Origin of the sequence: Pseudoalteromonas sp. MEBiC 03607, assembly GCF_004792295.1 — a bacterium.
GTDB classification, from domain to species: Bacteria; Pseudomonadota; Gammaproteobacteria; order Enterobacterales; family Alteromonadaceae; genus Pseudoalteromonas; species Pseudoalteromonas lipolytica_C.
The window spans coordinates 3617416-3643043 of sequence record NZ_SRRY01000001.1; the positions used below are offsets into that span (position 1 = coordinate 3617416).

The 25628-nt window shown below is 41.6% G+C and carries 23 protein-coding genes; 15 read left to right on the forward strand and 8 right to left on the reverse strand.

Annotated elements, in window-relative coordinates; translation table 11 throughout:
• The first annotated feature begins 51 nt into the window (after window positions 1-51).
• The 12 genes from rpsU to E5N72_RS16510 all read left to right on the forward strand — a co-directional run bounded on the left by rpsU (window position 52) and on the right by E5N72_RS16510 (window position 14602).
• A complete protein-coding gene (rpsU, locus tag E5N72_RS16455; protein ID WP_002957797.1) occupies window positions 52-267 on the forward strand; it encodes a 30S ribosomal protein S21 in 216 nt (71 codons plus the stop codon).
• A 21-nt stretch (window positions 268-288) separates the two neighbouring features.
• Window positions 289-735, forward strand: coding sequence for a GatB/YqeY domain-containing protein (locus E5N72_RS16460; RefSeq protein WP_062568695.1), 447 nt, complete (start codon window positions 289-291; stop codon window positions 733-735).
• A 136-nt stretch (window positions 736-871) separates the two neighbouring features.
• The gene (dnaG, locus tag E5N72_RS16465) at window positions 872-2623 is read left to right on the forward strand and encodes a DNA primase (protein WP_135926102.1); all 1752 of its coding nucleotides are present in this window, start codon (window positions 872-874) and stop codon (window positions 2621-2623) included.
• A 123-nt stretch (window positions 2624-2746) separates the two neighbouring features.
• Entirely contained in the window at window positions 2747-4603 is a 1857-nt protein-coding gene (gene rpoD, locus E5N72_RS16470; RefSeq protein ID WP_135926103.1) for an RNA polymerase sigma factor RpoD, read from the forward strand.
• Between the two features lie 64 nt (window positions 4604-4667).
• Window positions 4668-5549: a 50S ribosomal protein L11 methyltransferase gene (gene prmA, locus E5N72_RS16475; protein ID WP_135926104.1), complete on the forward strand. Its 882-nt coding sequence runs from the start codon at window positions 4668-4670 to the stop codon at window positions 5547-5549.
• A gap of 269 nt (window positions 5550-5818) precedes the next feature.
• The gene (dusB, locus tag E5N72_RS16480) at window positions 5819-6790 is read left to right on the forward strand and encodes a tRNA dihydrouridine synthase DusB (protein WP_171040393.1); all 972 of its coding nucleotides are present in this window, start codon (window positions 5819-5821) and stop codon (window positions 6788-6790) included.
• A gap of 21 nt (window positions 6791-6811) precedes the next feature.
• Window positions 6812-7102, forward strand: a complete 291-nt coding sequence (gene fis / locus E5N72_RS16485) for a DNA-binding transcriptional regulator Fis (RefSeq protein WP_002957804.1) — start codon at window positions 6812-6814, stop codon at window positions 7100-7102.
• Window positions 7103-7336: 234 nt separating this feature from the next.
• On the forward strand, window positions 7337-8923 hold the full coding sequence (gene purH, locus E5N72_RS16490) for a bifunctional phosphoribosylaminoimidazolecarboxamide formyltransferase/IMP cyclohydrolase (protein ID WP_135926106.1): 1587 nt from the start codon (window positions 7337-7339) through the stop codon (window positions 8921-8923).
• A gap of 102 nt (window positions 8924-9025) precedes the next feature.
• Complete coding sequence (locus E5N72_RS16495) at window positions 9026-9847, forward strand: class I SAM-dependent methyltransferase (protein WP_135926107.1); 822 nt, start codon at window positions 9026-9028, stop codon at window positions 9845-9847.
• 15 nt (window positions 9848-9862) lie between these two features.
• Window positions 9863-11149, forward strand: coding sequence for a phosphoribosylamine--glycine ligase (purD, locus tag E5N72_RS16500; RefSeq protein WP_135926108.1), 1287 nt, complete (start codon window positions 9863-9865; stop codon window positions 11147-11149).
• Between the two features lie 94 nt (window positions 11150-11243).
• Complete coding sequence (locus E5N72_RS16505) at window positions 11244-13745, forward strand: EAL domain-containing protein (RefSeq protein ID WP_135926109.1); 2502 nt, start codon at window positions 11244-11246, stop codon at window positions 13743-13745.
• 47 nt (window positions 13746-13792) lie between these two features.
• On the forward strand, window positions 13793-14602 hold the full coding sequence (locus E5N72_RS16510; RefSeq protein WP_135926110.1) for a DUF2797 domain-containing protein: 810 nt from the start codon (window positions 13793-13795) through the stop codon (window positions 14600-14602).
• On the opposite strand, the gene E5N72_RS16515 is transcribed toward E5N72_RS16510, so the two are convergent.
• Entirely contained in the window at window positions 14599-17103 is a 2505-nt protein-coding gene (locus tag E5N72_RS16515; protein ID WP_135926111.1) for an EAL domain-containing protein, read from the reverse strand. The genes E5N72_RS16510 and E5N72_RS16515 overlap by 4 nt on opposite strands.
• A 78-nt stretch (window positions 17104-17181) precedes the next feature.
• Between E5N72_RS16515 and E5N72_RS16520 the strand changes: the two genes are divergently transcribed.
• Window positions 17182-17475, forward strand: coding sequence for a hypothetical protein (locus E5N72_RS16520; protein WP_135926112.1), 294 nt, complete (start codon window positions 17182-17184; stop codon window positions 17473-17475).
• On the opposite strand, the gene E5N72_RS16525 is transcribed toward E5N72_RS16520, so the two are convergent.
• From E5N72_RS16525 to E5N72_RS16550, 6 genes are all read right to left on the reverse strand, one after another.
• Complete coding sequence (locus tag E5N72_RS16525) at window positions 17472-18392, reverse strand: histone deacetylase family protein (protein WP_135926113.1); 921 nt, start codon at window positions 18390-18392, stop codon at window positions 17472-17474. The two genes, E5N72_RS16520 and E5N72_RS16525, sit on opposite strands and share 4 nt — an antisense overlap.
• A 68-nt stretch (window positions 18393-18460) precedes the next feature.
• Entirely contained in the window at window positions 18461-20008 is a 1548-nt protein-coding gene (locus tag E5N72_RS16530; protein WP_135926114.1) for a serine hydrolase, read from the reverse strand.
• Complete coding sequence (locus E5N72_RS16535; protein WP_135926115.1) at window positions 20005-20520, reverse strand: gamma-glutamylcyclotransferase family protein; 516 nt, start codon at window positions 20518-20520, stop codon at window positions 20005-20007. The genes E5N72_RS16530 and E5N72_RS16535 overlap by 4 nt, the downstream gene beginning before the upstream one ends.
• Window positions 20521-20527: 7 nt before the next feature.
• Window positions 20528-21148 carry a LysE family transporter gene (locus E5N72_RS16540; protein ID WP_135926116.1) on the reverse strand — a complete coding sequence of 207 codons (621 nt, stop codon included), beginning with the start codon at window positions 21146-21148 and terminating at the stop codon, window positions 20528-20530.
• Between the two features lie 6 nt (window positions 21149-21154).
• A complete protein-coding gene (locus tag E5N72_RS16545; protein WP_135926117.1) occupies window positions 21155-21937 on the reverse strand; it encodes a hypothetical protein in 783 nt (260 codons plus the stop codon).
• Between the two features lie 3 nt (window positions 21938-21940).
• Window positions 21941-22411, reverse strand: coding sequence for a CreA family protein (locus E5N72_RS16550; RefSeq protein WP_135926118.1), 471 nt, complete (start codon window positions 22409-22411; stop codon window positions 21941-21943).
• 103 nt (window positions 22412-22514) lie between these two features.
• Here E5N72_RS16550 and E5N72_RS16555 point away from each other — a divergent pair, with 103 nt between their 5' ends.
• The gene (locus E5N72_RS16555; RefSeq protein WP_135926119.1) at window positions 22515-23102 is read left to right on the forward strand and encodes an outer membrane beta-barrel protein; all 588 of its coding nucleotides are present in this window, start codon (window positions 22515-22517) and stop codon (window positions 23100-23102) included.
• A gap of 10 nt (window positions 23103-23112) precedes the next feature.
• The gene (locus E5N72_RS16560) at window positions 23113-23442 is read left to right on the forward strand and encodes a 5-carboxymethyl-2-hydroxymuconate Delta-isomerase (protein ID WP_054560998.1); all 330 of its coding nucleotides are present in this window, start codon (window positions 23113-23115) and stop codon (window positions 23440-23442) included.
• Here the strand turns inward: E5N72_RS16560 and E5N72_RS16565 are convergent, their stop codons facing one another.
• On the reverse strand, window positions 23443-25572 hold the full coding sequence (locus E5N72_RS16565; protein ID WP_168246749.1) for a winged helix-turn-helix domain-containing protein: 2130 nt from the start codon (window positions 25570-25572) through the stop codon (window positions 23443-23445).
• Between the last annotated feature and the right edge of the window lie 56 nt (window positions 25573-25628).

The following is a 25628-nucleotide window of genomic DNA, read 5'->3' on the forward strand; positions in this document are numbered from 1 at the left end:
GTTATTCGATCAACTTGAGCAACGCTCATTATTTAGGTAGGTGAATTTTTAATGCCAGTAATTAAAGTAAGAGAGAACGAACCGTTTGACGTAGCACTTCGTCGCTTCAAGCGTTCATGTGAAAAAGCAGGTATCCTTTCAGAAGTTCGTCGTCGCGAGCACTATGAAAAACCAACAGCTGAGCGTAAGCGTAAAAAAGCTGCTGCAGTAAAGCGTCACATGAAGAAGCTTTCTCGCGATAACGCACGTCGCGTTAAATTATACTAATCAGTATTTGGTCTTGTATAAATGAGCCTTTTATTAACGCTAAAAGATGCGCAAAAAGATGCGATGAAGGCAAAAGACAAAGAACGTCTTAAGCCAATCCGCATGGTACTTGCAGCAATCAAGCAACGTGAAATTGACGAGCAAATTACACTTGATGACGACGGTATCACCGCTGTCTTAGTAAAGCTTGTAAAACAACGTCGCGATTCTTACACCCAGTACATTGATGCGGGTCGTGAAGATTTAGCTGAAATTGAAGCCAATGAGATTAAAGCACTTGAAGAATTCTTGCCTCAACAATTGAGTGAAGAAGAAATCATTGCTCTTATTGACTCGGCTATTGCTGATACAAATGCAGCGGGTATGCAAGACATGGGTAAGGTAATGGGAGTTATCAAAAGCAAAGCTGAAGGTCGTGCCGATTTAGGTAAGATTTCTGGCTTAATCAAGCAACGATTAACTGCCTAACCCCCACATACAGATGTATGATTCAAGCAAACCGAGCCTAGTGCTCGGTTTCTTGCTTTTAGTCTTTCATAAACACCGTATTTGTGTTCAAATCTTATTTTAAAACGCATAGATAGCGCAGGAAAAAACAACAGCTATGGCCGGAAAAATCCCTAGACAATTTATTGATGATTTACTCGCTCGTACAGATATTGTGGAGCTAATTGATTCAAAAGTTGGCTTAAAAAAAGCGGGAAAAGACTACCAAGCATGTTGTCCTTTTCATAACGAGAAGACCCCTTCTTTTACTGTCTCCCAAGATAAACAGTTTTATCACTGCTTTGGTTGTGGCGCTAATGGCAATGCTATTTCGTTTGTTATGGAATACGACAAACTAGAATTTGTTGATGCCATTGAAGAGCTAGCGAGTATGCTCAATTTAGACGTGCCTCGTGAACAAGGTGGCAGCTCAGGTCCTCAACGCACTGCAGAACAAAAGCGCTCTGATTACGATTTAATGTTACACGCCGCTCGCTTTTATCAACATCAATTGAAGCATCATGCTAATTCTAAAATGGTCATCGACTATATCAAAGGGCGTGGTTTAAGCGGTGAAACAGCGAAAAAATTCATGATTGGTTATGCGCCTAGTGAATGGGAGGCGTTATGCCAGCAACTTGGCCGTAACAAAGAACAAAAAGAGCAGTTAGTAGAGCTAAAGCTTGCTTCTGAAAAGTCGCCTGGTCGCCAATTTGACTTTTTCCGTGATCGACTCATGTTTCCTATTCGCGATAAACGCGGTCGGGTTATCGCCTTTGGTGGCCGAGTCATGCAGGCCGATCAAGGGCCTAAATACCTCAACTCACCAGAAACACGTATCTTCCATAAAGGCTTTGAACTTTATGGTTTATACGAAGCAAAACAAGCACATAAAAAACTTGACCATATTTTGATTGTTGAAGGTTATATGGATGTGGTTGCTTTGGCTGAGCAAGGTATCGAATATGCCGTTGCAGCCCTTGGTACAGCAACAACCGCAGAACATATGCACACTTTATTTAGAACCACAGATAAAGTGATTTGTTGTTACGATGGTGACCGTGCTGGTCGTGATGCAGCATGGCGTGCACTTGAGAATGCACTTCCTTATCTTGGCGATGGTAAATCATTAAAATTTGTATTTTTACCTGACGGTGAAGACCCTGATTCACTGGTACAAAAAGAAGGTAAAGATGCCTTTGAAGCAAGATTGAGCGATGCCGACGACTTTAGTAAAGTATTATTTAATAAGCTCAGCCAAGAAGTTGACCTAACTCAAGATGCAGGTAAAGCAAAGCTACTCAGTGATGCCTTACCATTAATTGAAAAAATCCCAAGTGATTTTTATCAAGAAAATATTTTGGAACATTTAGGCCGTTTAATTGGTCGAACAAGAGAACAATTAAACAACCGTGTTAAGACTCCAAAGCAACAGCATGCTATTGAGCGTAAATTTAAAATAACGCCAATGCGCCAAGCTATCGGAATTTTATTACAGCATCCAAATCTCGCGACAAGCATTGCTTATATGCCAGAACTTGCTGAAATGAAAATTGCCGGTATTGAGTTATTTTTACGCATTCAGCATTTAGCGCTTGAGCGACAAGGTATCACCACGGCACAAATTTTAGAATCGTTCCGAGGTAGCCAAGAGTACGATGCGTTGATTAAATTAGCGACTTGGCAGCACCAAATAAATGACGATCGTTTAGAGACAGTTTTTAAAAATACTTTTAAATTTATTGAAGACCAGTGTTTAAATTATCGACTAGAGACCCTATTAATAAAAGACAAGACCCAAGGCTTAAGCAGCGAAGAAAGGCTAGAATGTCTGTTACTAACACAAGCGTTAAAAGGTAGCAACAGCTAGTCAGAACTGAATAATTCTGTTATACTGTGCTATTCACTGCGTCTAGTTAGTTTTCGTGTCGCTTATTTAGTAAGCGAGCTGGCGCCTGTTGTATCAACTTTCAGAGTGGAAGAATAAATCTCTATGGATCCAACTCCTCAGTCACAATTAAAGCTTCTGATTCAAAAAGGTAAAGAGCAAGGTTATTTAACTTTTGCAGAAGTTAATGATCACCTTCCACAAGACATTATCGACTCAGATCAGGTAGAAGATATCATTAGCATGATTAATGACATGGGTATCAAGGTTAGCGAAAATGCGCCTGATGCTGATGAATTAATGATGCAAGAAACAACGACAGACGAAGACGCAGCAGAAGCCGCGGCCGCTGCACTTGCGACTGTAGAAAAAGAGATCGGTCGAACAACCGACCCTGTGCGCATGTATATGCGTGAAATGGGTACTGTTGAACTCCTCACACGTGAAGGCGAAATTGTTATCGCTAAGCGTATTGAAGAAGGTATCAACCAAGTTCAGATTTCTGTTGCTGAATACCCAGAAGCAATTACTTATCTACTAGAGCAATGGGATAAGTTTGAAGCCGAAGAAATGCGCTTAAGCGACATTATCTCTGGTTTCTTTGATCCTAATAATGAAGACGAATCACAAATTTCTGCCACACACATCGGTTCAGAGCTAAACGAAGAGCAGCTTGACGACGAAGACGACGAAGCTGACGATGAAGACGATGATGACGATAGCGATGATGATAGCGATGGTGATACAGGTCCAGATCCTGAAGAAGCACGTATTCACTTCGAAAACTTACGTGAGCTTTACAACAAAGCACGTGATACGTTTGAAGCAAAAGGCCGTGCTCACCCAGATTCACAAGCAGCTATTGCAGAAATTGGCGAACTATTTAAAACCTTTAAGTTAGTTCCTAAACAGTTTGACCGCATGGTAAACAACATGCGTGAAATGATGGACCGCGTTCGCGTACAAGAACGTATCATCATGAAACAAGCTGTACAAATTGCGAAGTTACCGAAAAAGAACTTCATCAAGCATTTTGCTAACAACGAAACAGATACTAGCTGGATTGACCTTGAAATTGCTGCAAACGAGAAATATTCGGTTGCACTTGAAGAAGTTAAACCAGAAATCATCCGTTGCATTAGCAAGTTACGTGCAATTGAAGAAAGCACGGGTTTAAGTATCGAGCGAATTAAAGACATCAACCGTCGTATGAGTATTGGTGAAGCGAAAGCTCGCCGTGCGAAAAAAGAAATGGTTGAAGCGAACTTACGTCTTGTAATCTCGATTGCGAAAAAATACACCAACCGTGGTTTACAATTCTTAGACCTTATCCAAGAGGGTAACATTGGTCTAATGAAAGCGGTTGATAAGTTCGAATACCGCCGTGGTTATAAGTTCTCAACTTATGCAACATGGTGGATCCGTCAAGCAATTACACGTTCGATTGCTGACCAAGCACGTACCATCCGTATCCCTGTGCACATGATTGAGACGATCAACAAACTAAATCGTATCTCTCGTCAAATGCTACAAGAGATGGGTCGTGAGCCGAGCCCAGAAGAATTAGCTGAGCGTATGTTAATGCCTGAAGATAAGATCCGTAAGGTACTTAAAATCGCGAAAGAGCCAATTTCGATGGAAACACCAATCGGTGATGATGAAGATTCGCACTTAGGTGACTTCATTGAAGATACCACAATCGATTCACCTATTGATTCTGCAACAATGGAATCATTACGTGGCGCAACAAACGATGTACTAGCGGGCTTAACAGCACGTGAAGCTAAAGTACTACGTATGCGTTTTGGTATCGATATGAACACTGACCATACATTAGAAGAAGTAGGTAAACAGTTTGACGTAACACGTGAGCGTATTCGTCAAATCGAAGCGAAAGCGTTACGTAAATTACGTCACCCTTCTCGCTCAGACTTACTGAAAAGCTTCTTAGATGCTAAGTAACTTAGTATCGCATTATTAACTAAAAGGCCGCTGTTGCGGCCTTTTTTCTATTCGAGAGATATTCATGGCTTGGATCCAAATTCGCATCAATGCAAATGCTGACAACGCAGAATTAATCAGCGACTTATTAATGGACACTGGCAGCGCGTCAGTAACTTATGTTGACGCCAAAGATACCCCTATTTATGAACCTAAGCTTGGCACTGTTCAACTATGGGCCGATACGACTGTAATTGGTCTTTATGACGCTAACCATGACATGGACAGCGTGGTAGAAACTCTAAAAGCTGAAGCAACCCTTGCCGATAAGCTCGTTTATAAAATAGAACAGCTTGAAGATAAAGATTGGGAACGTGAATGGATGGATAACTTCCACCCTATCCAATTTGGTGAGCGCTTATGGATCTGTCCAAGCTGGCGTGATATTCCCGATCCTAATGCTGTTAATGTATTACTCGACCCAGGCCTTGCCTTTGGTACAGGCACCCATGCAACCACAGCGCTTTGCTTGAAGTGGCTTGAAAGCCAAGATTTAACAGGTAAAACCGTGGTCGATTTTGGTTGTGGATCGGGTATTTTAGGAATAGCCGCGATCAAGCTTGGCGCTGAGCGTATGATCGGCATCGATATTGATCCTCAAGCACTTGAAGCAAGCCGTGATAATGCACAGCGTAACGGTGTCGCAGATAAACTTGAAGTCTATTTACCAGAAGATCAACCAGAGTTTACTGCCGATATAGTCGTTGCAAATATTTTAGCTCAGCCTCTTCGCGAACTACATGAAGTGATCTTAGGCCTTTTAAAACCGAATGGTAAAATTGCTATGTCAGGTATTTTAGAAGAGCAAGCTCAGTCTGTAGCGGACGTTTATGCCCCGTTTTTAGCACTTGATGAGATTGCTATTGAAGGTGAATGGACCCGAGTAAGTGGTACGAAGAAGGCTTAACCCTCTCTAGAGCATTAACTCTAAGCTAATAGGTAAAGCCAGTATTTAACAGGCTTTACCTTATTTTTACAGTCTGCAGTTTCTCGCCTTTGTACAAGCAAAATTATTTTTGTTCAAATAACAAACAAATCAACCTACTCGTCAAACTGTTATCAAAAGTCAATACGAAAAGGGCAAAAAAAAGTCACTTTTGTTCAATTTATAGCCTTTGATTTTTGCAAAAAAAACCGTAAACTTAGCGCCCCTTGAAAAGAGGCCAATTGAATAACGTGCGTATCGGTTCATACCAACTTGAGAACAACGTAATTGTCGCGCCAATGGCAGGCATTACAGACAGACCATTTAGACAACTTTGCCGTCGCTTAGGTGCTGGCCTTGCTGTTTCTGAAATGCTCTCGTCAAACCCGAAAGTATGGAAAACCGAAAAATCGATGAACCGTATGGATCACAGCGGTGAGTCGGGAATTCGCTCGGTGCAAATCGCCGGAGCCGATCCTGAGCTTATGGCGCAGGCAGCACAATTCAATGTCAGCAATGGCGCACAGATCATAGATATCAATATGGGGTGCCCAGCTAAAAAAGTGAATAAGAAACTTGCAGGCTCTGCCTTATTACAGTTTCCTGAATTAGTGGAAGAGATACTTGATGCGGTAGTCAATGCCGTAGATGTTCCTGTCACATTAAAAATCCGTACCGGATGGGATCAGGAAAACCGTAATGGTGTCGAGATTGCGAGAATCGCTGAACGTTATGGCATAGCATCATTGGCCGTACATGGGCGTACACGCGCATGTATGTATAAAGGTGAAGCTGAGTACGCCACAATTAAGGATATTAAACGTTCAGTGTCTATCCCTGTGGTTGCCAATGGTGATATTACTTCACCAGAAAAAGCAAAGCAGGTTTTGGATTATACGGGTGCAGATGCCATTATGATTGGTCGAGCCGCCCAAGGTCGCCCTTGGATATTCAGGGAGATAGACCACTATTTGCGAACTGGAGAACATTTGCCAGCACCTGAAATTGCAGAGGTGCGTAGCATTTTGATGGAGCATTTAGACAATCTTCATCAGTTTTACGGGGAGCCAATGGGAGCGCGTATCGCTCGAAAGCATGTATCTTGGTATTTGCAAACCCATGACAGTGACGGTCAGTTTAGGCGAGTATTTAATGCGTTAGATAACCCACAGGCACAAGTCGACGCATTAGAAGAATACTTTAAAACACTAGCAGCTAACTAAGAAAGAAAGAGACATATAACGATGTTCGAACAAAACGTGACTTCTCCATTTATCACAAACCCTCATGTACAGTCACACGAGAAACCACAGCCGTTGCGTGATGCAGTGAAAAAAGCTGTTCATCACTACTTAAAGCAACTTAATGGTCAAGACGTTCAAGACGTGTACGACCTTGTTCTTTCTGAGCTAGAAGCACCATTACTTGAAGAAGTAATGACGTACACGCGTGGTAACCAAACTCGTGCAGCAATCTTACTAGGTATCAACCGTGGTACTTTACGTAAGAAGCTTAAAAAATACGGCATGAACTAATACCCGTCTTAATGGACTGATAGTAAGCCTGCATATTCATTGTGCTAATAAACGCTTACTCCCCCATTACAACTGGTATAAAAGTTTTGAATAAAAAGCACCTTAGGGTGCTTTTTTTATTGCTGTTAAAAACTATGCAAAATCCTCACGCTTTAAACATCGTTTTCTCAGCAATATTCAGTTAAAATACCGCCTTTCTAAGCTAGCTCAAACATTGAGGTAATCAAAACTACAATGGATACACATCGTCCAATTCGTCGCGCACTATTAAGTGTGTCAGATAAAACCGGTATCGTTGAATTTGCTCGCGCTCTTGAAGCTCAAGGCGTAGATATTTTATCAACTGGCGGTACTTGCAAATTACTTGCTGATAACGGCATTAAAGTCACTGAAGTATCTGACCATACTGGTCACCCTGAGATCATGGATGGTCGCGTAAAAACACTTCATCCAAAAATTCACGGCGGCATCCTAGCGCGTCGCGGTCAAGATGAAGACGTAATGGAGGATCACAACATCTCTGCTATCGATATCGTTGTAGTTAACTTATACCCCTTCGCAAACACTGTTGCGAAAGAAGACTGCAGCCTAGAAGATGCGATTGAAAACATTGATATTGGTGGTCCTACTATGGTTCGCGCTGCGGCGAAAAACCATAAAGATGTAACTATCGTAGTAAATGCAAAAGATTACGACCGTGTAATCAGCGAAATGCAAAACAACAACGGTTCAACAACGTATAAAACACGTTTTGACCTTGCAATTGCAGCATACGAGCACACTGCTCAGTACGATGGCATGATTGCAAACTACTTCGGCAAAATGGTTCCTGATTACACAGAAGAAGCTGCTGAAGAGACTAAGTTCCCACGCACTATCAACATGCAGTTTACTAAAAAGCAAGATATGCGCTACGGTGAAAACTCACACCAAGACGCCGCTTTTTATGTTGAAAACGACCTAACAGAAGCATCTGTTGCAACTGCGGTTCAATTGCAAGGTAAAGCACTTTCTTACAACAACATTGCTGACACTGACGCAGCATTAGAATGTGTAAAAGAATTCGACGTACCAGCGTGTGTTATCGTAAAACATGCAAACCCTTGTGGTGTGTCAATTGGTGACAACATTCTTGAAGCGTATGACCGTGCATTCAAAACTGACCCTACATCAGCATTTGGTGGCATCATCGCATTCAACAAAGAACTTGATGCAGACACAGCTGAAGCAATTGTTTCTCGTCAATTCGTTGAAGTTATCATTGCGCCTAAAGTTTCTGAAGCCGCTGCACAGATCGTTTCTGCAAAACAAAACGTACGTTTATTAGAATGTGGTGAATGGTCTGGTAATGCAACAGGTCACGACATTAAACGTGTTAATGGCGGTATCTTGGTTCAAGACCGCGACCTAGGTATGGTAACGCAGAGCGATCTTAAAGTTGTATCTAAGCGTCAACCAACTGAGCAAGAATTAAAAGATTTATTATTCTGCTGGAAAGTCGCTAAATTCGTTAAGTCTAACGCGATTGTGTATGCACGTGACGGTATGACTATCGGTGTTGGTGCAGGCCAAATGAGCCGTGTTTACTCGGCGAAAATTGCAGGTATCAAAGCCGCTGACGAAAACCTTGAAGTGAAAGGTTCTGTTATGGCATCTGATGCATTCTTCCCATTCCGTGACGGCATTGATGCAGCAGCAGAGGCTGGCATCACAGCAGTTATTCAACCAGGTGGTTCAATGCGCGATGAGGAAGTTATCGCTGCAGCTGATGAAGCTGGTATGGCAATGGTATTTACAGGTATGCGCCATTTCCGTCACTAATAACACAAAGGGTTAAGCGAAAAGTTTAGCCCTTTTTGTTTGCCACAAATTCACGTATTCTGATTACTAATAATAATGACCCATATAATGAAGGAATAGATGATGAAATTTGCCGTAAAAACACTGCTAGTTGCAGGCCTTGCACTAACATCAGCACAGGCTTTAAGCCACAGCCATGAATCAGCGCTTACAAGTGCTGTACAATCAAGCGAACGTGATGCTAAAAATAGCGCACGTGATCAATATCGCCACCCAGTTGAAACACTTGATTTCTTTGGCTTTAAGCCAAATATGACAGTCGTTGAAATTGCACCAGGCGGTGGTTGGTACAGCGAAATCCTTGCGCCAGCTGTAAAAGGCCATGGTGTTTACTACGCGGCACATTTCCCAGCAGATTCTGAAGTAGGTTATTACCAACGTTCATTAGCTGGCTTTAAGAAAAAGATGAGCGAAGACGCGCGCTTCAGTGAAGTTAAACTGACTGAATTTGCGCCAGTAACACATCTTGATATTGCACCAGCGGGTAGCGCAGATCTTGTTTTAACCTTTAGAAATGTTCATAACTGGTACATGGGTAAAGATAAAGAAGGCGCGTTGAGTGCATTTAAAGCATTTTACAAAGCACTTAAGCCGGGCGGCACATTAGGCGTAGTTGAACACCGCCTTCCTGAGTCGCGCAGCGATGAAGATCAGAAATCATCAGGTTATATGAAGCAAAGCTATGTAATTGATATTGCAAAACAAGCTGGCTTTGAACTAGTGGCAAGCAGTGACATTAATGCAAACCCTCTTGATACAGCAGATCACCCTAAAGGGGTGTGGACACTGCCACCAAGCCTTCGTTTAGGCGAGCAAGATGCCGCGAAGTATAAAGCGATTGGTGAAAGTGATCGTATGACGCTGAAGTTTAAAAAACCGCTTTAAATAGGATTATACGCCATGAATGTACTTGTCATCGGCAGTGGCGGCCGCGAACACGCTCTTGCGTTTAAGGCTGCACAAAATAGTAAAGTAAACACCGTTTTCGTCGCTCCAGGTAATGCTGGTACTGCACTTGAGCCAAAACTTGAAAACGTAGCTATCAATGTTGAAGACCTAGCTGGTTTAGTTACTTTTGCAAAAGAAAACAACGTTGAATTAACCATTGTTGGCCCTGAAGTACCGCTGGTTTTAGGTGTCGTTGATACATTCCGTGAAAACGGTCTGGCTATCTTCGGCCCAACGGCTGGTGCAGCACAGTTAGAAGGCTCTAAGTCGTTCACCAAAGACTTCTTAGCACGCCACGATATTCCAACAGCTGATTACCAAACGTTTGAACAAATCGAACCTGCGCTTGCTTACCTGAAAGAAAAAGGTGCGCCAATTGTTGTTAAAGCTGACGGCTTAGCAGCAGGTAAAGGCGTTATTGTTGCGATGACTGAGCTTGAAGCTGAAGAAGCTATTCGCGATATGCTAGCAGGCAACAGCTTCGGTGAAGCGGGTAGCCGTGTAGTTATCGAAGAGTTCTTAGAAGGTGAAGAAGCCTCTTTCATCGTCATGGTTGATGGCAAAAACGTACTGCCATTTGCAACCAGCCAAGACCACAAACGCGCTTACAATGGTGACCAAGGTCCGAATACTGGCGGCATGGGCGCATACTCACCTGCCCCTGTGGTGACGGATGAAATTCACCAACGCATTATGAAAGAAGTGATCAACCCAACGGTTGAAGGTATGGCAAAAGAAGGCCACCCATACACTGGTTTCTTATATGCAGGTTTAATGATCACCGCTGATGGCACGCCAAAAGTGATTGAATACAACTGTCGTTTTGGTGACCCAGAAACACAGCCTATGATGCTTCGTCTTAAGTCTGATCTTGTTGAGCTAATCGAAGCGGCTAACCGTGAAGAGCTAGATAAAACAGATATCGAGTTCGACCCGCGCGCAGCAGTAGGTGTTGTATTAGCAGCTAAAGGCTACCCTGATAGCTACCCGAAAGGTGACACTATCAACGGCTTGCAAGTTACTTACCCTGAAGGTGAGAAAGTATTCCACGCAGGTACTAAGCAAGACGGCGATAACGTAGTAACGGCTGGCGGTCGTGTTCTTTGTGCAACGGCACTTGGTAACACTGTAACTGAAGCGCAACAACGTGCCTATAAACTCGTTGATCAAATCAGCTGGGAAGGCATGGAATATCGTACTGATATCGCTTACCGCGCTATTGCTCGCGAACAAAAGTAAGTAAGTTAAAACTTATTTCTCTTAAAAGCGCAGTTTATCTGCGCTTTTTTAATGCTACACTATTAAGAATAATTAACTAGATAAAGAACGCGTTTTGAATAATAAAGCATTGAAATATAATTTTGTTTCTTTTTTTATTCTTGCTACTTTGTTTTTTATCATCGCCAATTTGTGCGCGCATCTGGCCAGTCCAACTCGCTATACAATTGATAAGACAGCGCCAGTGTATTCTCAAATGGCTTATCGTATTGACCAAAGCAAGTCTCTCACCCTTAACCAATTTCTTGCAGAGCCAGAACAACTTATAAAAAAGCCATTCTCGCAAATTGAGTGGCATTTAGGCGCTCAAGATTACTGGTTAAAACTCGACTTAGAAAACCGTCAAACGAAGCCGATTGATCTCATTATTCACTTTGATAACCCTATGGTTGATTACCTCACTGTTTACCGTGTAAACACACAACAACAGCTTATTAAAAAAACAGTGTTAGGCGATAAAGTACCTGATCTAAGCCTATTTAAATACAGTACCCCACATACGTCTTTCACTCTTAATGGTAATGAGCAAACATCCATCATCATTAAAGTTGATACCGTGGGGATCAGTAAAACGCCTATTAACATCTATGGTAAAAATGAATTTCAAGACTTAGTTCGCGCACAAGTAGGTGTATGGGGAATTTTTATTGGTGTGCTGATCATGGCTGCGCTCTATAACCTAGTGTTATTTTTTGGCATACGAGATCGTGTATACCTAATTTACATAGGCTATATTATTTCGGCGCTGTTATTGATGGGCTCAGTGCTCGGCTTTGGCTTTTATCTCTGGCCATTATCGTGGCAGTTATTTTTAAATAAACAGGTGGTATTTAGTAACTACGCTATTGCCTTTTTTACCGTTGCTTTTTGCACCATGTTTTTACGCTACCACAAAGACAATTGCCGCTTATATAAACTTAGTCTCAGCTTTTTAGCCCTACTGTTCAGCTTAAGCTTAATTAGCTTTTTTATGCTCGAATACCACTCATCAAAAATTTTCTTTGCCATTATGGTGCCGCTGTACATTTTATGTATTTGCATGATTTATAAAAAATTAGTGAGTGGCTTTCGGTGGGCAAAATTTTATGTGATGTCATGGGTCCCTCTGATTGTTGGCGCAGCAATTCAACCGTTAGAACTTACCGGCTTTATCCCTTATAGCTTTACCGTTAGGCATATATTTTTAGTCGCTATTTTATGCGAGATTGTATTAATGGCTATGGCTCTAGCAGATAGAGTGCGCTATCAAAGAGAGAAAGCTCTCTATCACGCAACTCATACTCAACAAACACAACTTCTAAATCAGGCCATGCTCAAACAAGCTTATATGGTTCTGAGAAAACAACAAAGATCAGCTAATCTGTGCCTTATAAAGATAGAGCAATTCACTGCACTGATGAATATTCTAAATTCAACACAAAGCAGTCATATCATCATCACAGTTGCTGATTCACTAGAACGTCAAGTAAGTAAACATAGGCAATTCATTAACCTTGAATCAGCCCTCGATAACAGCCCTAAAATAGCAGACTTAGGAAACGGAATACTGGCATTTATCTCTACAAAGATTCAGCCACCAGAGGAGCTCTATGCAGAGCTTAACGACTTATCGAAACAGTTGCCAAAACAATACAGCATTTTGGGTCTTGATCTACAACTTAACTATCGCTGCAGTGTCGCAGAACCGATTGCTGACGACGGATTTGATGCCTGGTTACAGCGTGGTTACTTAAGCTTGTCTCAACGACCTCAATATAATATTGAACATGCAAAACCTCATGTAGATATGAATCTAAGTTTAGCTGCTGCACTGCAACACGCTATTCGAAACAATAATTTAGCTATCTACCTGCAACCAATTATCAACTTAAATACAGGCAAAGTGGCAGGCGCAGAAGCTTTATTACGCTGGCCTTGCGCCGATAAAGAGATCCATATTGAGCAGCTGATCCTATTAGCTGAGCGCACAGGGCTAATAAACGAGCTTACCTTATGGGTAATTGATCAAGCCTGTCAAAGTGTTGCAAGCCTTAATCAGCATGGTTATCGTGACCATACAATCAGTGTTAATTTAAGTGCCAAAAATCTCACCATTCCAAAGCTTATTGAAAAAGTTGAAAATACCATCATGAAGCATGGCATTATGGCCAGCCAATTAAAATTTGAGCTTACCGAGTTCGCGCTAATTAAAAACCATAATGAAATGGTATCTTTCATCAATGAGCTCAATAAACTAGGTAGCCAAGTGGTTTTAGATGACTTTGGTACAGGTTACTCATCGCTCAATTATCTGGTTAATTATTCATTTAGCACTATCAAGGTAGATAAATCATTTACCCTTGATTTAACAACTAACGACAACAACCAAGTTATCGTGAAAACAGCCATTGATATGGCCCATAACCTCGATATGAATATCACCATTGAAGGCATAGAAGATCAAGAAACAGAACAGATGCTTATAAAAATGGGCGCAGATCAAGGCCAAGGCTATTATTACAGCAAAGCGATACCATTAAGTGAGTATCTAACGTTTATTGCCACACAATTTAAATAGACCATGTTACACTTGCCTCTTTTAACATCTTTAGGGGCCAAGTGAAGATGCAAGGTACGCTCAGAAAATTAAAGTCGACCCTCACCTCTCCAGTCGAATATCAATTACCTATTGGTGATGAGCTAGTTTCATTAAATGACTATATTGGTAAGCCACTAACACTTACGTTTACGGGCAATATTTTTTGTTGTAACTGTGGGAAAAAAACCAAAAAGAGTTACTCACAAGGACACTGCTTTGTATGTATGCGCAAATTAGCTAGCTGTGATATGTGTATTATGAAGCCTGAAACCTGCCACTTCGATAAAGGTACCTGCCGCGAGCCACAATGGGGCGAAGAAAACTGTATGATCCCACACTATGTATACTTAGCGAATACATCAGGGTTAAAGGTAGGGATTACTCGCCATACACAAATTCCAACGCGTTGGATTGACCAAGGTGCAACGCAAGCACTGCCTATTTTTAAAGTACAAACTCGCTTGCAATCAGGATTAGTTGAAGTTGCACTAGCCAAGTTTATTGCTGATAAAACGAATTGGCGAAACATGCTAAAAGGCCCATCAGAAGCAATTGATTTGAAAGCCGCTGCCAAAGAGCTTATCCCACAAATTGATGAAAAACTCAGTGAGCTCGCTGAGCTATTTGGGGCCACAGCCATTGAAAAACTAGATGAAGATGTTGTTGAGCTAGAGTATCCCGTGAGTGAATACCCTAGCAAAATCAGCTCTTTCAATTTTGATAAAGCGCCAGAAGTATCGGGCATTTTAAAAGGTATTAAAGGCCAGTACTTAATTTTTGATACTGGCGTCATTAATATTCGTAAGTTTACTTCTTACGAAATTAGCCTAGCTTAGGCACTTTTTTCGGTATTGAGGTAAAAGGCATACCATTGCTGCTTCGTAATTGGGCGGCAATAGTAATAACCTTGAATAGTATCGCAGTTAAGTGAACGTAAGTAATTTAACTGCTCTATTTTCTCAACCCCTTCTGCAACCACATGCATATTAAGGCTTTTAGCTAATGTGACGATTGCCGTTACAATTTCACTATTGCCGTATTCATCAGGCACTTTAGCGATAAAACTGGCATCAATTTTTAGTGTGTCGATTGGCAATTTAGTCAAATAGCTAAGCGCAGAGTAACCCGTACCAAAGTCATCAAGAGTTATATGCACACCGAGTTTTTTCAGTGCCATGAGTTCTTGTTTCGCTTCACTAAAGTGACTAATAAAACAGCTTTCTGTGAGCTCTATCTCTAACTGATAGGGGTTAACCTCATAGTGCTCAAGTAACCGCTCTACATTCGACGCTAGTTGCCCCTGACGTAAATGATTCGCCGAAATATTAATGGCTAAGCGCCCTGCTTCAATGCCTTGTTGCTGCCAATTAACTAACTCTTTGCAAGCCTCTTCTATCACCCATAAGTCTAGCTTTACAATGAGGCCTAACTCTTCAGCCAAGGGAATAAACTTTGCTGGAGAAATCACCCCTAAACTTGGTTCGTGCCAACGTAGGAGTGCTTCTACCCCTAAAATTTTCCCTGAAGTTAACTGCTGCTTAGGTTGGAAATACAGCTCAAACTCATCACTCTCAATCGCATTTTGTAACCGGCTCATCATTGCAAGTCTCTCTAAAGAGCGCGCATTCATCGCAGGTTTGAATAATTGAAATGAATTACGACCAACTTCTTTAGCACGGTACATCGCAATATCGGCGTGCTTAAGTAAGGTAGCGCTATCTACACCATCATCAGGGTAAACCGCTGCGCCAATCGATGCCGTAATGGCCACAACATGCTCGTTAATAGCCAAAGGCATACTAACTTGTTGAAGCACTTGCTCAGCAAAGTTTAGCAAGTCTTCAATACGATTTACTTCACATAGTAAAACAAACTCATCACCACCTAACCGCGCCAAGGTATCTCCATCCGGAAGGATCGATAAAATTCGCTCTGCAACTTGCTCAAGCAAGTTATCACCAGCATCGTGTCCTAAACTATCATTCACTTCTTTAAAGCGATCTAAGTCAATAAACATCACCGCCAGTAGGTCATGATTTCGTTTTGCAGCACTCAATGCAATTGATAACCTATCATGAAACAAACGCCGATTAGGCAGACCAGTCAGCTCATCGTAATAGGCAAGTTGGGCAATCTTTTCTTCGGCACGTTTACGCTCTGTAATATCACTAAAAATAGCGGCATAGAGCACTTCGTCAAAGTTGGGATCTTTGATCTGAATGATCGTTAGCCACTCAACATACTCTTCGCCATCTTTTCTACGATTACAGATCTCTCCTTGCCAAACCCCTTCGTATTCAATGGCATGCCACATTTTTTGATAAAAGGAACGGCTATGTTTTGCTGAACTTAAAATGTTGGGCCGCTTGCCAATAACTTCATGCTCAGCAAAGCCAGTCAGTTTAGTAAAAGCAGGGTTAACTTGAATAATAGTGCCGTCTTTACGGGTTAACATAATGCCATCGAGTGAGGCATCAATAATTTTATTTGCAAGAAAAAGGTTTCGCTGTGATTTTTGCAAAGCAATGTCACGCTGTTCAATCGCTCGCTCAAGCTCGCAGCAATAAGCCGACTCAATCTCTGTTATTAAATCAGCAAATGAAATCACTCCACAAATAGCGGTGTCTCTGACCACCAAATGACGCACATTGCGTTCTGTCATGACTCGATAAGCATCAAAAAGACTACTTTTATTATCAATTTCAATAAGTGGATAACTCGCGTATTCCCAGCACGGGTTTAACCACTCTGTTTGTAAAATCAACTCAACGATGTCACGCTGGGTAATGATGCCATAAATTTCAAGTGATTGATTATAAACCAATACACTTTCAAGGTGTTTCATGCGCATCAGTTCAACCACTTTCTCAATAGGCGTATCGGCATCAACCACTTCTAATTCTGTACAATACTGCTCATGAATGGGCCTAAACTGCAAATAGTGGTCTAAACCTTGGTTGTGAACGATATCAGAAAGGTTCAACATCCCTAAAGGCTGGCTATTATCATCAATTACCAATAAATGACGAATACCGTGTTGTTGAAAACGTAATGTTGCATCACTTACTGGATACTGACTTGGCACTGAGATAACCGGTGCCGACATCACTTCGTGAATTGCAAGATTCTTGTAAGTGGGATTAGTTATATCTACCTTTAAGCAATCAGCTTCAGTCCAGATACCAACAATCGACTTTTCATGTTTAATAAAAATGGCGGTTACACCATGCACATGCATCAACCTTACGGCATCAACCAAAGGCGTATGCGCAGGACATGAAACGAGCTTTTGCGAAAATACATCGCACACCTTTTGATGTCGTCTTGGTTGATTCATAGGTAAATAATCCTAGTTCTTGCATGGACTGACAATTATAATCATTTCATCCTTGGCAACTTTGACGCAGGACAATAAATGCACACATCTTTTCCTAAGATAATTTTTTCATCTAATGAATTGGCATTAGTTGAAGATGAAGCCGATATAGAAAGCTTTATTTATGGTTTAAGTGAAGAGCAGCAACAAGAAGCGAGGATACTTTTAGCAACAGGGCACTATGTCAACTTGCAGGGAGAAAGTGTTAAAGCGTTAACTGACGTAGAGCTTGCTAATAAAGTGACTGAGCATCTAGCACAAGAAGGTGTGTGCTGTTTAAGTAAAGTAACTAGGCTTACTGCAACGCAAGCCTTTGCGATGCTGGCAGATTAAGGTGCGTCCACCAGCGCTTTAATATGCGCCACGGCACTTCGACCAAGGGCTGATAAGGCATAGCCCCCCTCTAAAAACGAAACAATTCCCTTGCATTCTTGCTGCTGACAAAACTCAGCAAGTTGCGTAGTTAGCCATGCGTAATCGTCTTCAACAAATTTGAGGCTTGCCATGTCATCTTCTAAGTGAGCATCAAAACCGGCGCTAATAAACAACAGTTCAGGTTTAAAATCATTAAGTTTTGGTAGCCACTGCTCAAGGTAAACAGCTTTAAGATCATTACCATCACTGGCTATCGGCAGCGGCGAATTAACTAAAGTCGCATTATTTTCAACGGCAGTATTAGGATAAAACGGATGTTGAAACAAAGAGCAAAACAACACATTGTCGTCATCTAAAAAGATATCTTGGGTACCATTACCGTGGTGTACATCAAAATCCAAAATAGCAATGCGCTTAACGCCTTTGCTTTGCGCGTATTTCACCGCAATGGCTAGATTATTAAAAACGCAAAACCCTGCAGAGGTGCTGCGGTTTGCATGATGGCCTGGCGGTCTAACGGAGCAAAAAGCCGCGTCGAGATTATCAGCAAGAATTTCATCAACCGCTAATAATCCAGCGCCTACAGCGCGTTCAATTGCTTTCATTGAATCTGGGCATAACCAAGTATCGCCGTCTAATTCAGCGAGCCCTTCATCAGGAATAGTCTGCTCGACGTGGTTAACGAGAGATTCGTCATGAGCACGTAAAAAATCGTCTCGGGTAGCTTTAGGAGCTTGTAAGTGAGTAATTGCAACATCAACACCACTGGCGAGTAAACGGTCTGTGATCACATCTAAGCGTGCTGGACATTCAGGGTGATCGTCAATCATTTTATGCTTACGGCAAAATGGGTGAGTTATTACAGCCGTTCTCATAATACACTCCTTGGATTATTTTCCCCCAGTATAACAAAGCCACCTGATGGTGGCTTTGCGACTTTTGTTTACTTTTTAGCGTGTAACTCTAGATTTCTAAAATCGAAACTAAAGTCAGTTACTTCAGTAGAGACAGCCCGCATTTTCGCACTACTCACACGGTTATCTGGGCTCATTTGAAACTCAATAAAGGCATCGGCCTCAAGTAACTTTTCATCCCACTTAACAATAAAGGTATTGCCGGTGTAATGCTCAAGCTGGCCTTTCAAACGCTTTGTATGAGTAAAATCAATACGTAACTGACCATTTAATTCTTCAATGACCACATCACCATACCAGTTGTCATGTAGTGTGCCTGTGTAGTTGATGTTTGGCAGTTTTGGTTGATAATCTGCTGGCGTTTCTGGTTTTGCATTTGCGTACGCTTTTTCTTTGTTTTCGAAATGCTTTTTAGCCAACTCTTCGACCCAATCTTTGTCTTCAAGATCTAACGCATCTTCAAGCACTTCATAGGTCACCGCAGATAGCGCACTAAATGCTTGCTGGTTACTTAGAATAACAATACCAAGGTTTTTCTCTGGTAGTAGCGTCACTTGAGACACCATGCCTAAGATGCCGCCACCGTGACCCAGTTTTTTAATACCGTGAAAGTCTTCAATGCTCCAGCCTAAACCATAACCTCTAAATTGTTGATGATAAGCTTCGTAAGCGCTTTTTGATGCCAGTGAGGTAATGTGCGGGTGCCACATTTGTTGTTGCTGCTTTTCAGTGAATAACTGCTGACCATTTGGCATTTTACCATGCGCAAGCTGCGTGCGTAGCCATTGGCTCATATCGCTCACACTAGAAGCGATTGCACCTGCACCACGGAAATCTTCAAGGTAGTTCACAAAAAATGGATGTAATTGACCATCCATTGGAATATGGCCCGTCGCCCAGTTTTTATTACTACTAGGAATGCGTGAAAACCCTGCACGTGAGTTTTTCATATCGAGTGGCTCGAGAATATTTTTCTCAATGTAATCATTCCAGCTCATACCAGATACACGCGCAACCACTTCACCTGCGGTTACAAACATCAGGTTGTTATACGCGTATTTACTACGAAAACTACTCGCCGGTTTTAAATACTTAAGGCCCGCAATAATTTCATCAATTGATTTGTCAGTATCAGGCCAAATCATTAAATCGCCTTGCCCTAAACCTAAGCCGCTGCGATGGCTTAATAAATCGCGAATGGTCATTTCACGGGTTACATAAGGGTCATATAAACGAAACTCAGGTAAGTGATCGATTACTTTGTCATCCCAGCTGAGCTTACCTTCATCAATCAATTTAGCTAACGCTGCGGCAGTAAATGCTTTGGTGTTTGACGCGATACCAAATAAGGTATCTTTATTCACTTTTTTACCAGTATCAAGGTTTGCGATACCAAAGCCTTTTGCTAACACGACTTTATCATTTTCAACAATCGCCACTGCCATACCCGGCACATCAAAACGCGCCATTGAGGTTTCGATAACGTCTTCTATTTTTTTAGTATCAATGTCGGCATAACTGTAAAATGAACAGCTTGATAACAATGCCGCTGCAACGGCTAATTTACGGAATATCATAATGTCCCTTGGTGATTTTTATTGTTGTGAATAGCGAATTCTCTCGCTGCCCGGGTTTTATCTGGATCATCGCAACTTTGTCTTGCGAGTATTGCTTCACTGTAATGATTTGGTACGCCCGCTTCAAGCGCTCCGCGATGAACGTGCTGAAGATACCAGTCGAATGGTAAAAGTGAGTCATCAACGGTATTGGCAATGTAGCAATGAGCTGATACACGCTCGCCATCAATAAGCTCAACGGTGATATCTACACAGTCATAACGCGGGCCTTCAATTTCATCAAGAATCGACTTTTCCATCTCATTGAGCTGATATACCACGCCATACACCAAGGCATCTGTATTATCTGTTTCGCGAATACTACACTTTGCAGAGCCGTCGGTACTGACCATATCAAACGTAAGCTCATAGCCTTTTAAAATAGCTGTGCCAATACGCTTTGCTTCTGGAAGCCTTGCAAGCAAACGGCTCGAAGACATATTTGACCCAAATGAAAAGTTATAAATAGTCATAGTCACCTCACACAACAACGCGAATAGCTAACGCAATAAGCACAATACCTATGCCTCTATCAAACCAGTACCCGCTTTTTAAGAAAAATGAACGAACCGATGCTCTTGATAGCACCAAAGATAAAAATGAAAACCATAGCCAAGTTGCAATAGCCATATATAAACCATAACCAGCTTGTACTAAAACGGGTGTCTCAGGGCTAATTACAAGGGTAAATAACGACATAAAAAATAGGGTTGCTTTAGGGTTAAGTGCATTGGTAAAAAACCCGCGTCGAAATGCTTTATACACCGATTCTGGCTCAGCCTGAGCAAGGGGTTGCTGTTTACTATCGCTCGGCTTGGCACTGCGTAAAGCTTGCACGCCTAAGTAAGCCAGATAAGCCCCCGCTACGTATTTTAAAGCCATAAATAAGCTAGGCGACTGCGATAAAATTAACGCCACACCTAATACACAGTAGGCAATATGCAACAAAATAGCTGCGCCAACACCAGCGCTAGTCCAAAGTGCATTTTTACGTCCTTGCTGAATACTTTGCTTAAGCACTATCGCAAAGTCAGGTCCAGGACTGGCTACCGCAAAAAAATGGGCAATGGCAATCAATAAAAACTCATCTAGATACTGCACAACTACTTACCCTATCGCTTTTTGATCTAATGCCAATAACATAGGATTAGCACTGTCATGCATGAGAGCTTTAATTTGTTTTTGCGCTTTTTTATATTGGCTGCGAAGATGTGGCTTTAAAAACGTCTTCGACTGACTGTCCCCTTTAAAGTGTGTAACCAGCGCATGCATAAACAGCGTTTGTGGCTCAGTCAGCGCCGCTTGACGATTAGCATATGGGTTATAACCGCAGCCACAACCTCCTTTAAATTGATACACCGTATTGCTCATCATCACCCCAAAGCCTAAATAACATGCCAACGCATCACTTGCCTGCGGTAAATACTCTTTACCGCCAGGTGGTAACACACCCACATGGTGAATCAAAATCGTCGCTAATGTCCCTGCAAAACTGGCGACTAAATCTTGTGGCTGATTTATTTGGTTCGGGTTATATGAAATATTCACGTGATGATTTGCAGGAACGATCAACTGTACATTTTCGCCGCGTATTGCGTCTAAAAATTCGAAGTGTGGAAACACCTGAGGTGTCAGCCCAGAAGGTGCAACCAAGTTAATTGGCCACGCCTGCATACCCGCATAATCAACCACCCGACTAAATACCTTTTCAGCCATTTCGGCTACACTTGATACCCTATCAGGAAAGAACTGCCCATTAGGTAAAATGATTTTCGTATGCTTTAAAAAATAATCACTATCAAAGTGCTCAACAGCCCACAAAAAGGTATCAATTAGCCACTGCTGCTCTTGCTCATCAATAAGGGGACTTGATTTAAATAACGCTAACATAAATTACTCTTGTGATTGTGCCCATTGCCATGCATCAGTGTTATACAAAGGCACTGTTGATAAAGCGTGATGATGACTGCCACTTGATTCTTTTGTTGAATACGACAAATATAAAAGTGTACGTGTTGGCGCATCATAAATACGGCGCACTTTTAATGACTTAAATAAAATACTTTTTGATGATTTAAAAACCACCTCACCCGATTTACTACGATCTATTTTTTGTAATTGTTCCGCTGTAATAGGCCCTGTTTGACGACAGGCAATAGACATATCAGAAGGATCAGCAAAGTCTAGGTTGGCTTCAATGTGGCTGATGTGACAGGTTACACCGCTAATAATTGGGTCTTGTTGTGATACTACTTTAATGTCTTTTGTAGTAAATAACCCTAAACTTACCGAAGCAGCATCATCCGAGCAGCCACTCAACAAAATAAGTGACGCAGTAAGTCCAGCTAATTTTAGTAACTTCATCCTAGTGTTCCTTATTAAAAAGCGATAGTTGTCCGTTTACAACGATTTGCTTGCTATGTTTCAATACTATCTCAAAATATCTTCAACAACGAGCACCTAAACAATGAAAAAATCGCTTGGTTTACTGTGTTTCATGTTCTTAAGTAGTACAGCTCAAGCTGGCTACTCAATTAGCGCCGGTTTCGGCAAAAACTTTACTAACTCGGTGCAAACCGAAGAAAATCTAAAGATTGAGCTTGAGGATGACAGCCATTTTACTGTCAGCTTCGATAGAACCATTGATAATGCTCGCTATGGCTTCTTCTATTCGGCAACCGAGCTTGATATGAAAGACCAAACCAACAAGCAAGTCGAGATGCAATACCTGCTATTTCAAAGTGCCATAGAAGTGCCACTGGCTAATCGTGTGGTTAGCTTTGTTGGCGCCCAAATTGGCGCAAACCACGTCAGCACTGACTTTGCCGACTCAGATACGTATTTTACCTCGGGCCTTTATGCAGGCGTCGATTATTTATTTACTGAACAAGCACGGGTTTATGTTGAAACTCGCTGGCTGGCAACTATTGTAAATAATGCAAGTAACGTATCGTGCACTTTACCAACATCAGAAGACAATCAATGTCTATGGCACTTTGATGGTGATGTGTTAAACCAATTTCAGACAAACATCGGTTTTAGTTACCGCTTTTAAGGAAGACCCCATGCCGCACATTGTTATAGAACACTCAGAAGATTTGCCAATTCTGCCACAAGTGTTAGTTGAAAAAGTTCACCAAGCCGTTTTTGACTCTGGCTTATTTGAGCTTTCGACCATAAAGACTCGTGCAATTGCTTATCAGCATTACGAATTAGGTGAAGGCAAAGATGGCTTTATTCACATCGGCGCATCAATCATGGCAGGAAGAACCATAGAGCAAAAGCAAATGCTCAGTGAGCAATTACTAAGTTGCTTAAGAACATACTGTCGCCGCTCGTATAGCCTAAGCGTTAATATTTACGATATGGATGCTGATATCTACCGAAAGTGTTAATTACTTTGGTAAATAGGCTGCGGGTAAGCGTTTGATTTCTATCTCAGGCGATAAATACGCAGTGTAAACCAGCCAACGCTCATTGGGTATGTAGGTCAGGCCCGATGAGCGACTATAAGCACGCTCTGGTAAAGCAATTAAATCATGATGCTGCTTACTTGCTAAGTCATAGTAGCTAATACGGTAATCACCTAAGCGTTCTTTATAGTAATAAATACGTCCCTCATGATAAGCATTCTTTGCCACTAGCAACCATGCATAGCTGCGCGCTAATTTAATATCATTCACCAGCATTTCTTCTACACCCGTATCATGATGTTTAATCCAAATAGCATGGCGCGAGTTAGTAAATAAAATATCACCTGTTTGTGTTTCAACACCATACTGCGCTGGCACTTCAACTGCTTTACCGAAGCTTTTTGCTGTTAAGTCATAACGGTAAAGATAGTCTCCATCAGAGACTAAAATATGCTGGCTATCAGCACTAAACTTGGGTTTAACAGCATGGCTAAATGGCAGTTTGATTTGTTGGCTTTGCTCTACTTTGAAATCATAAAAATATAAGCGGGTACTGCCATTGTCATACAATGAAAACAAAATATAGCGTCCATCGGCTGACCAAGTTGGGTCACGAATTTCCCCGGTGTTATGTGCAAAGTCAGTAAGCTGCTTTCGCGAGCTGCTATCGGGGTTAACAATCCAAAGCTGTGAACTGCCCGATTCATTCGACACATACAGCAGTTTGTTTTGCTGCTGATTATATTCTGGGAATAGCGAGCTAAAATTGGTCGATAACATAGAAAACGGTGAACTGGCCACTTGTTCGTCTATTTTCAGACGCGTGATCACCTTATCTAAATCCCACTGATGATAATAAACACTGCCATCGCTACTGTAGTTAGGAGAGCTCATGCCAGCGATTTGCGTGTTGATTAGGGTTTGATTATCAATATCGTAGAAGTAGCCATAACGTTTGCCACCCTCAACTGCACTAAACGCCAATTGCGCTTTAGATGGATGCCAATCTACACCATGAATATCAACAAAATCATGAGTTAGGCGTTGGCTTTGCCCTGTTTTTACATCAATTAAAAACAGCGCTTTTTGGTTGTTTTTAACATTACGCGTAACCACAACTCGCTGTGCATCTGGTGAAAACGACACAGACTCATACACAGTTTCGCAGTCATCATTACAAGGAATAAACGTTTCATTTGTTTGTTTTGCCTGTAAATCGAGCAGTTTGATACGAGTGACATAGTCACCTGATTGCGTGGTGTGATCAGCAATATAGACTAAGGTTTTACCATCACTACTAATATCGAGATCAGTCGGATATTTATTACTACACTCCCCTAATACGACACTGGTGGCATTAATCAAAGACAACTTAACAATTTCACAGACATCAGACCCCATGCGGTAATAGTACAAAGTATTTGCATCTGGGCTGAACACAGAGCGCCCTTCTGTATAAGGAGAGTCAGTTAGTTGCTTGGCTGGATGCTCAGGAAAATGTAAATCGCGTAAATATAAGTTATTTGGTTTACCGAGCTGTCGCCATGAATACACCAAATAGTGCTGATCATTAGAAATTGAAGGGTAAATCTCGCGACCTGGGCTTGCAGTAACACTTTCGATGCTATTAAGCGGTAACACAAAGCTTGACTTTATTTGTTCCGAAGGCGAAGAGAACAGCCAATACATTACCACAAGACTAATTACACACATTGCCACAAACAGCTGACGAATTTGCGCAGTAGTGATGCTAATACCCACTGACTTTTCTTTATCAGCTGTATCTATTGGCTCAGGCTTTAACAAAACACGATAGCCCGTTTTACGTAGTGTCTCTATGTAAGTTTGTTCTGGGTCGAGTTCTTTAAATGCTTTTCGTAGATGCCAAATAGCATTTGTTAAGGCTTTTTCACCAACATAAAAGTTACCATCCCAGACATGATTAATGAGCTCTTCGCGTGTGATGGGCTCAGGATACCGTGCGACTAAACACCCTAATAGTTCAACAAACTTAGGCTGTAGTATCTGTTCAGTACCATTACAGTTAAGTTTGTTTTCGAGTGGGTTAATAACACAAGAACCCAGCCGATACGCGCGATTAGATGTTTCCATTAACTCTAAATAAAACCCCATTTTAGAAGTACAGCAGTATAAAGCCCTATCAATTT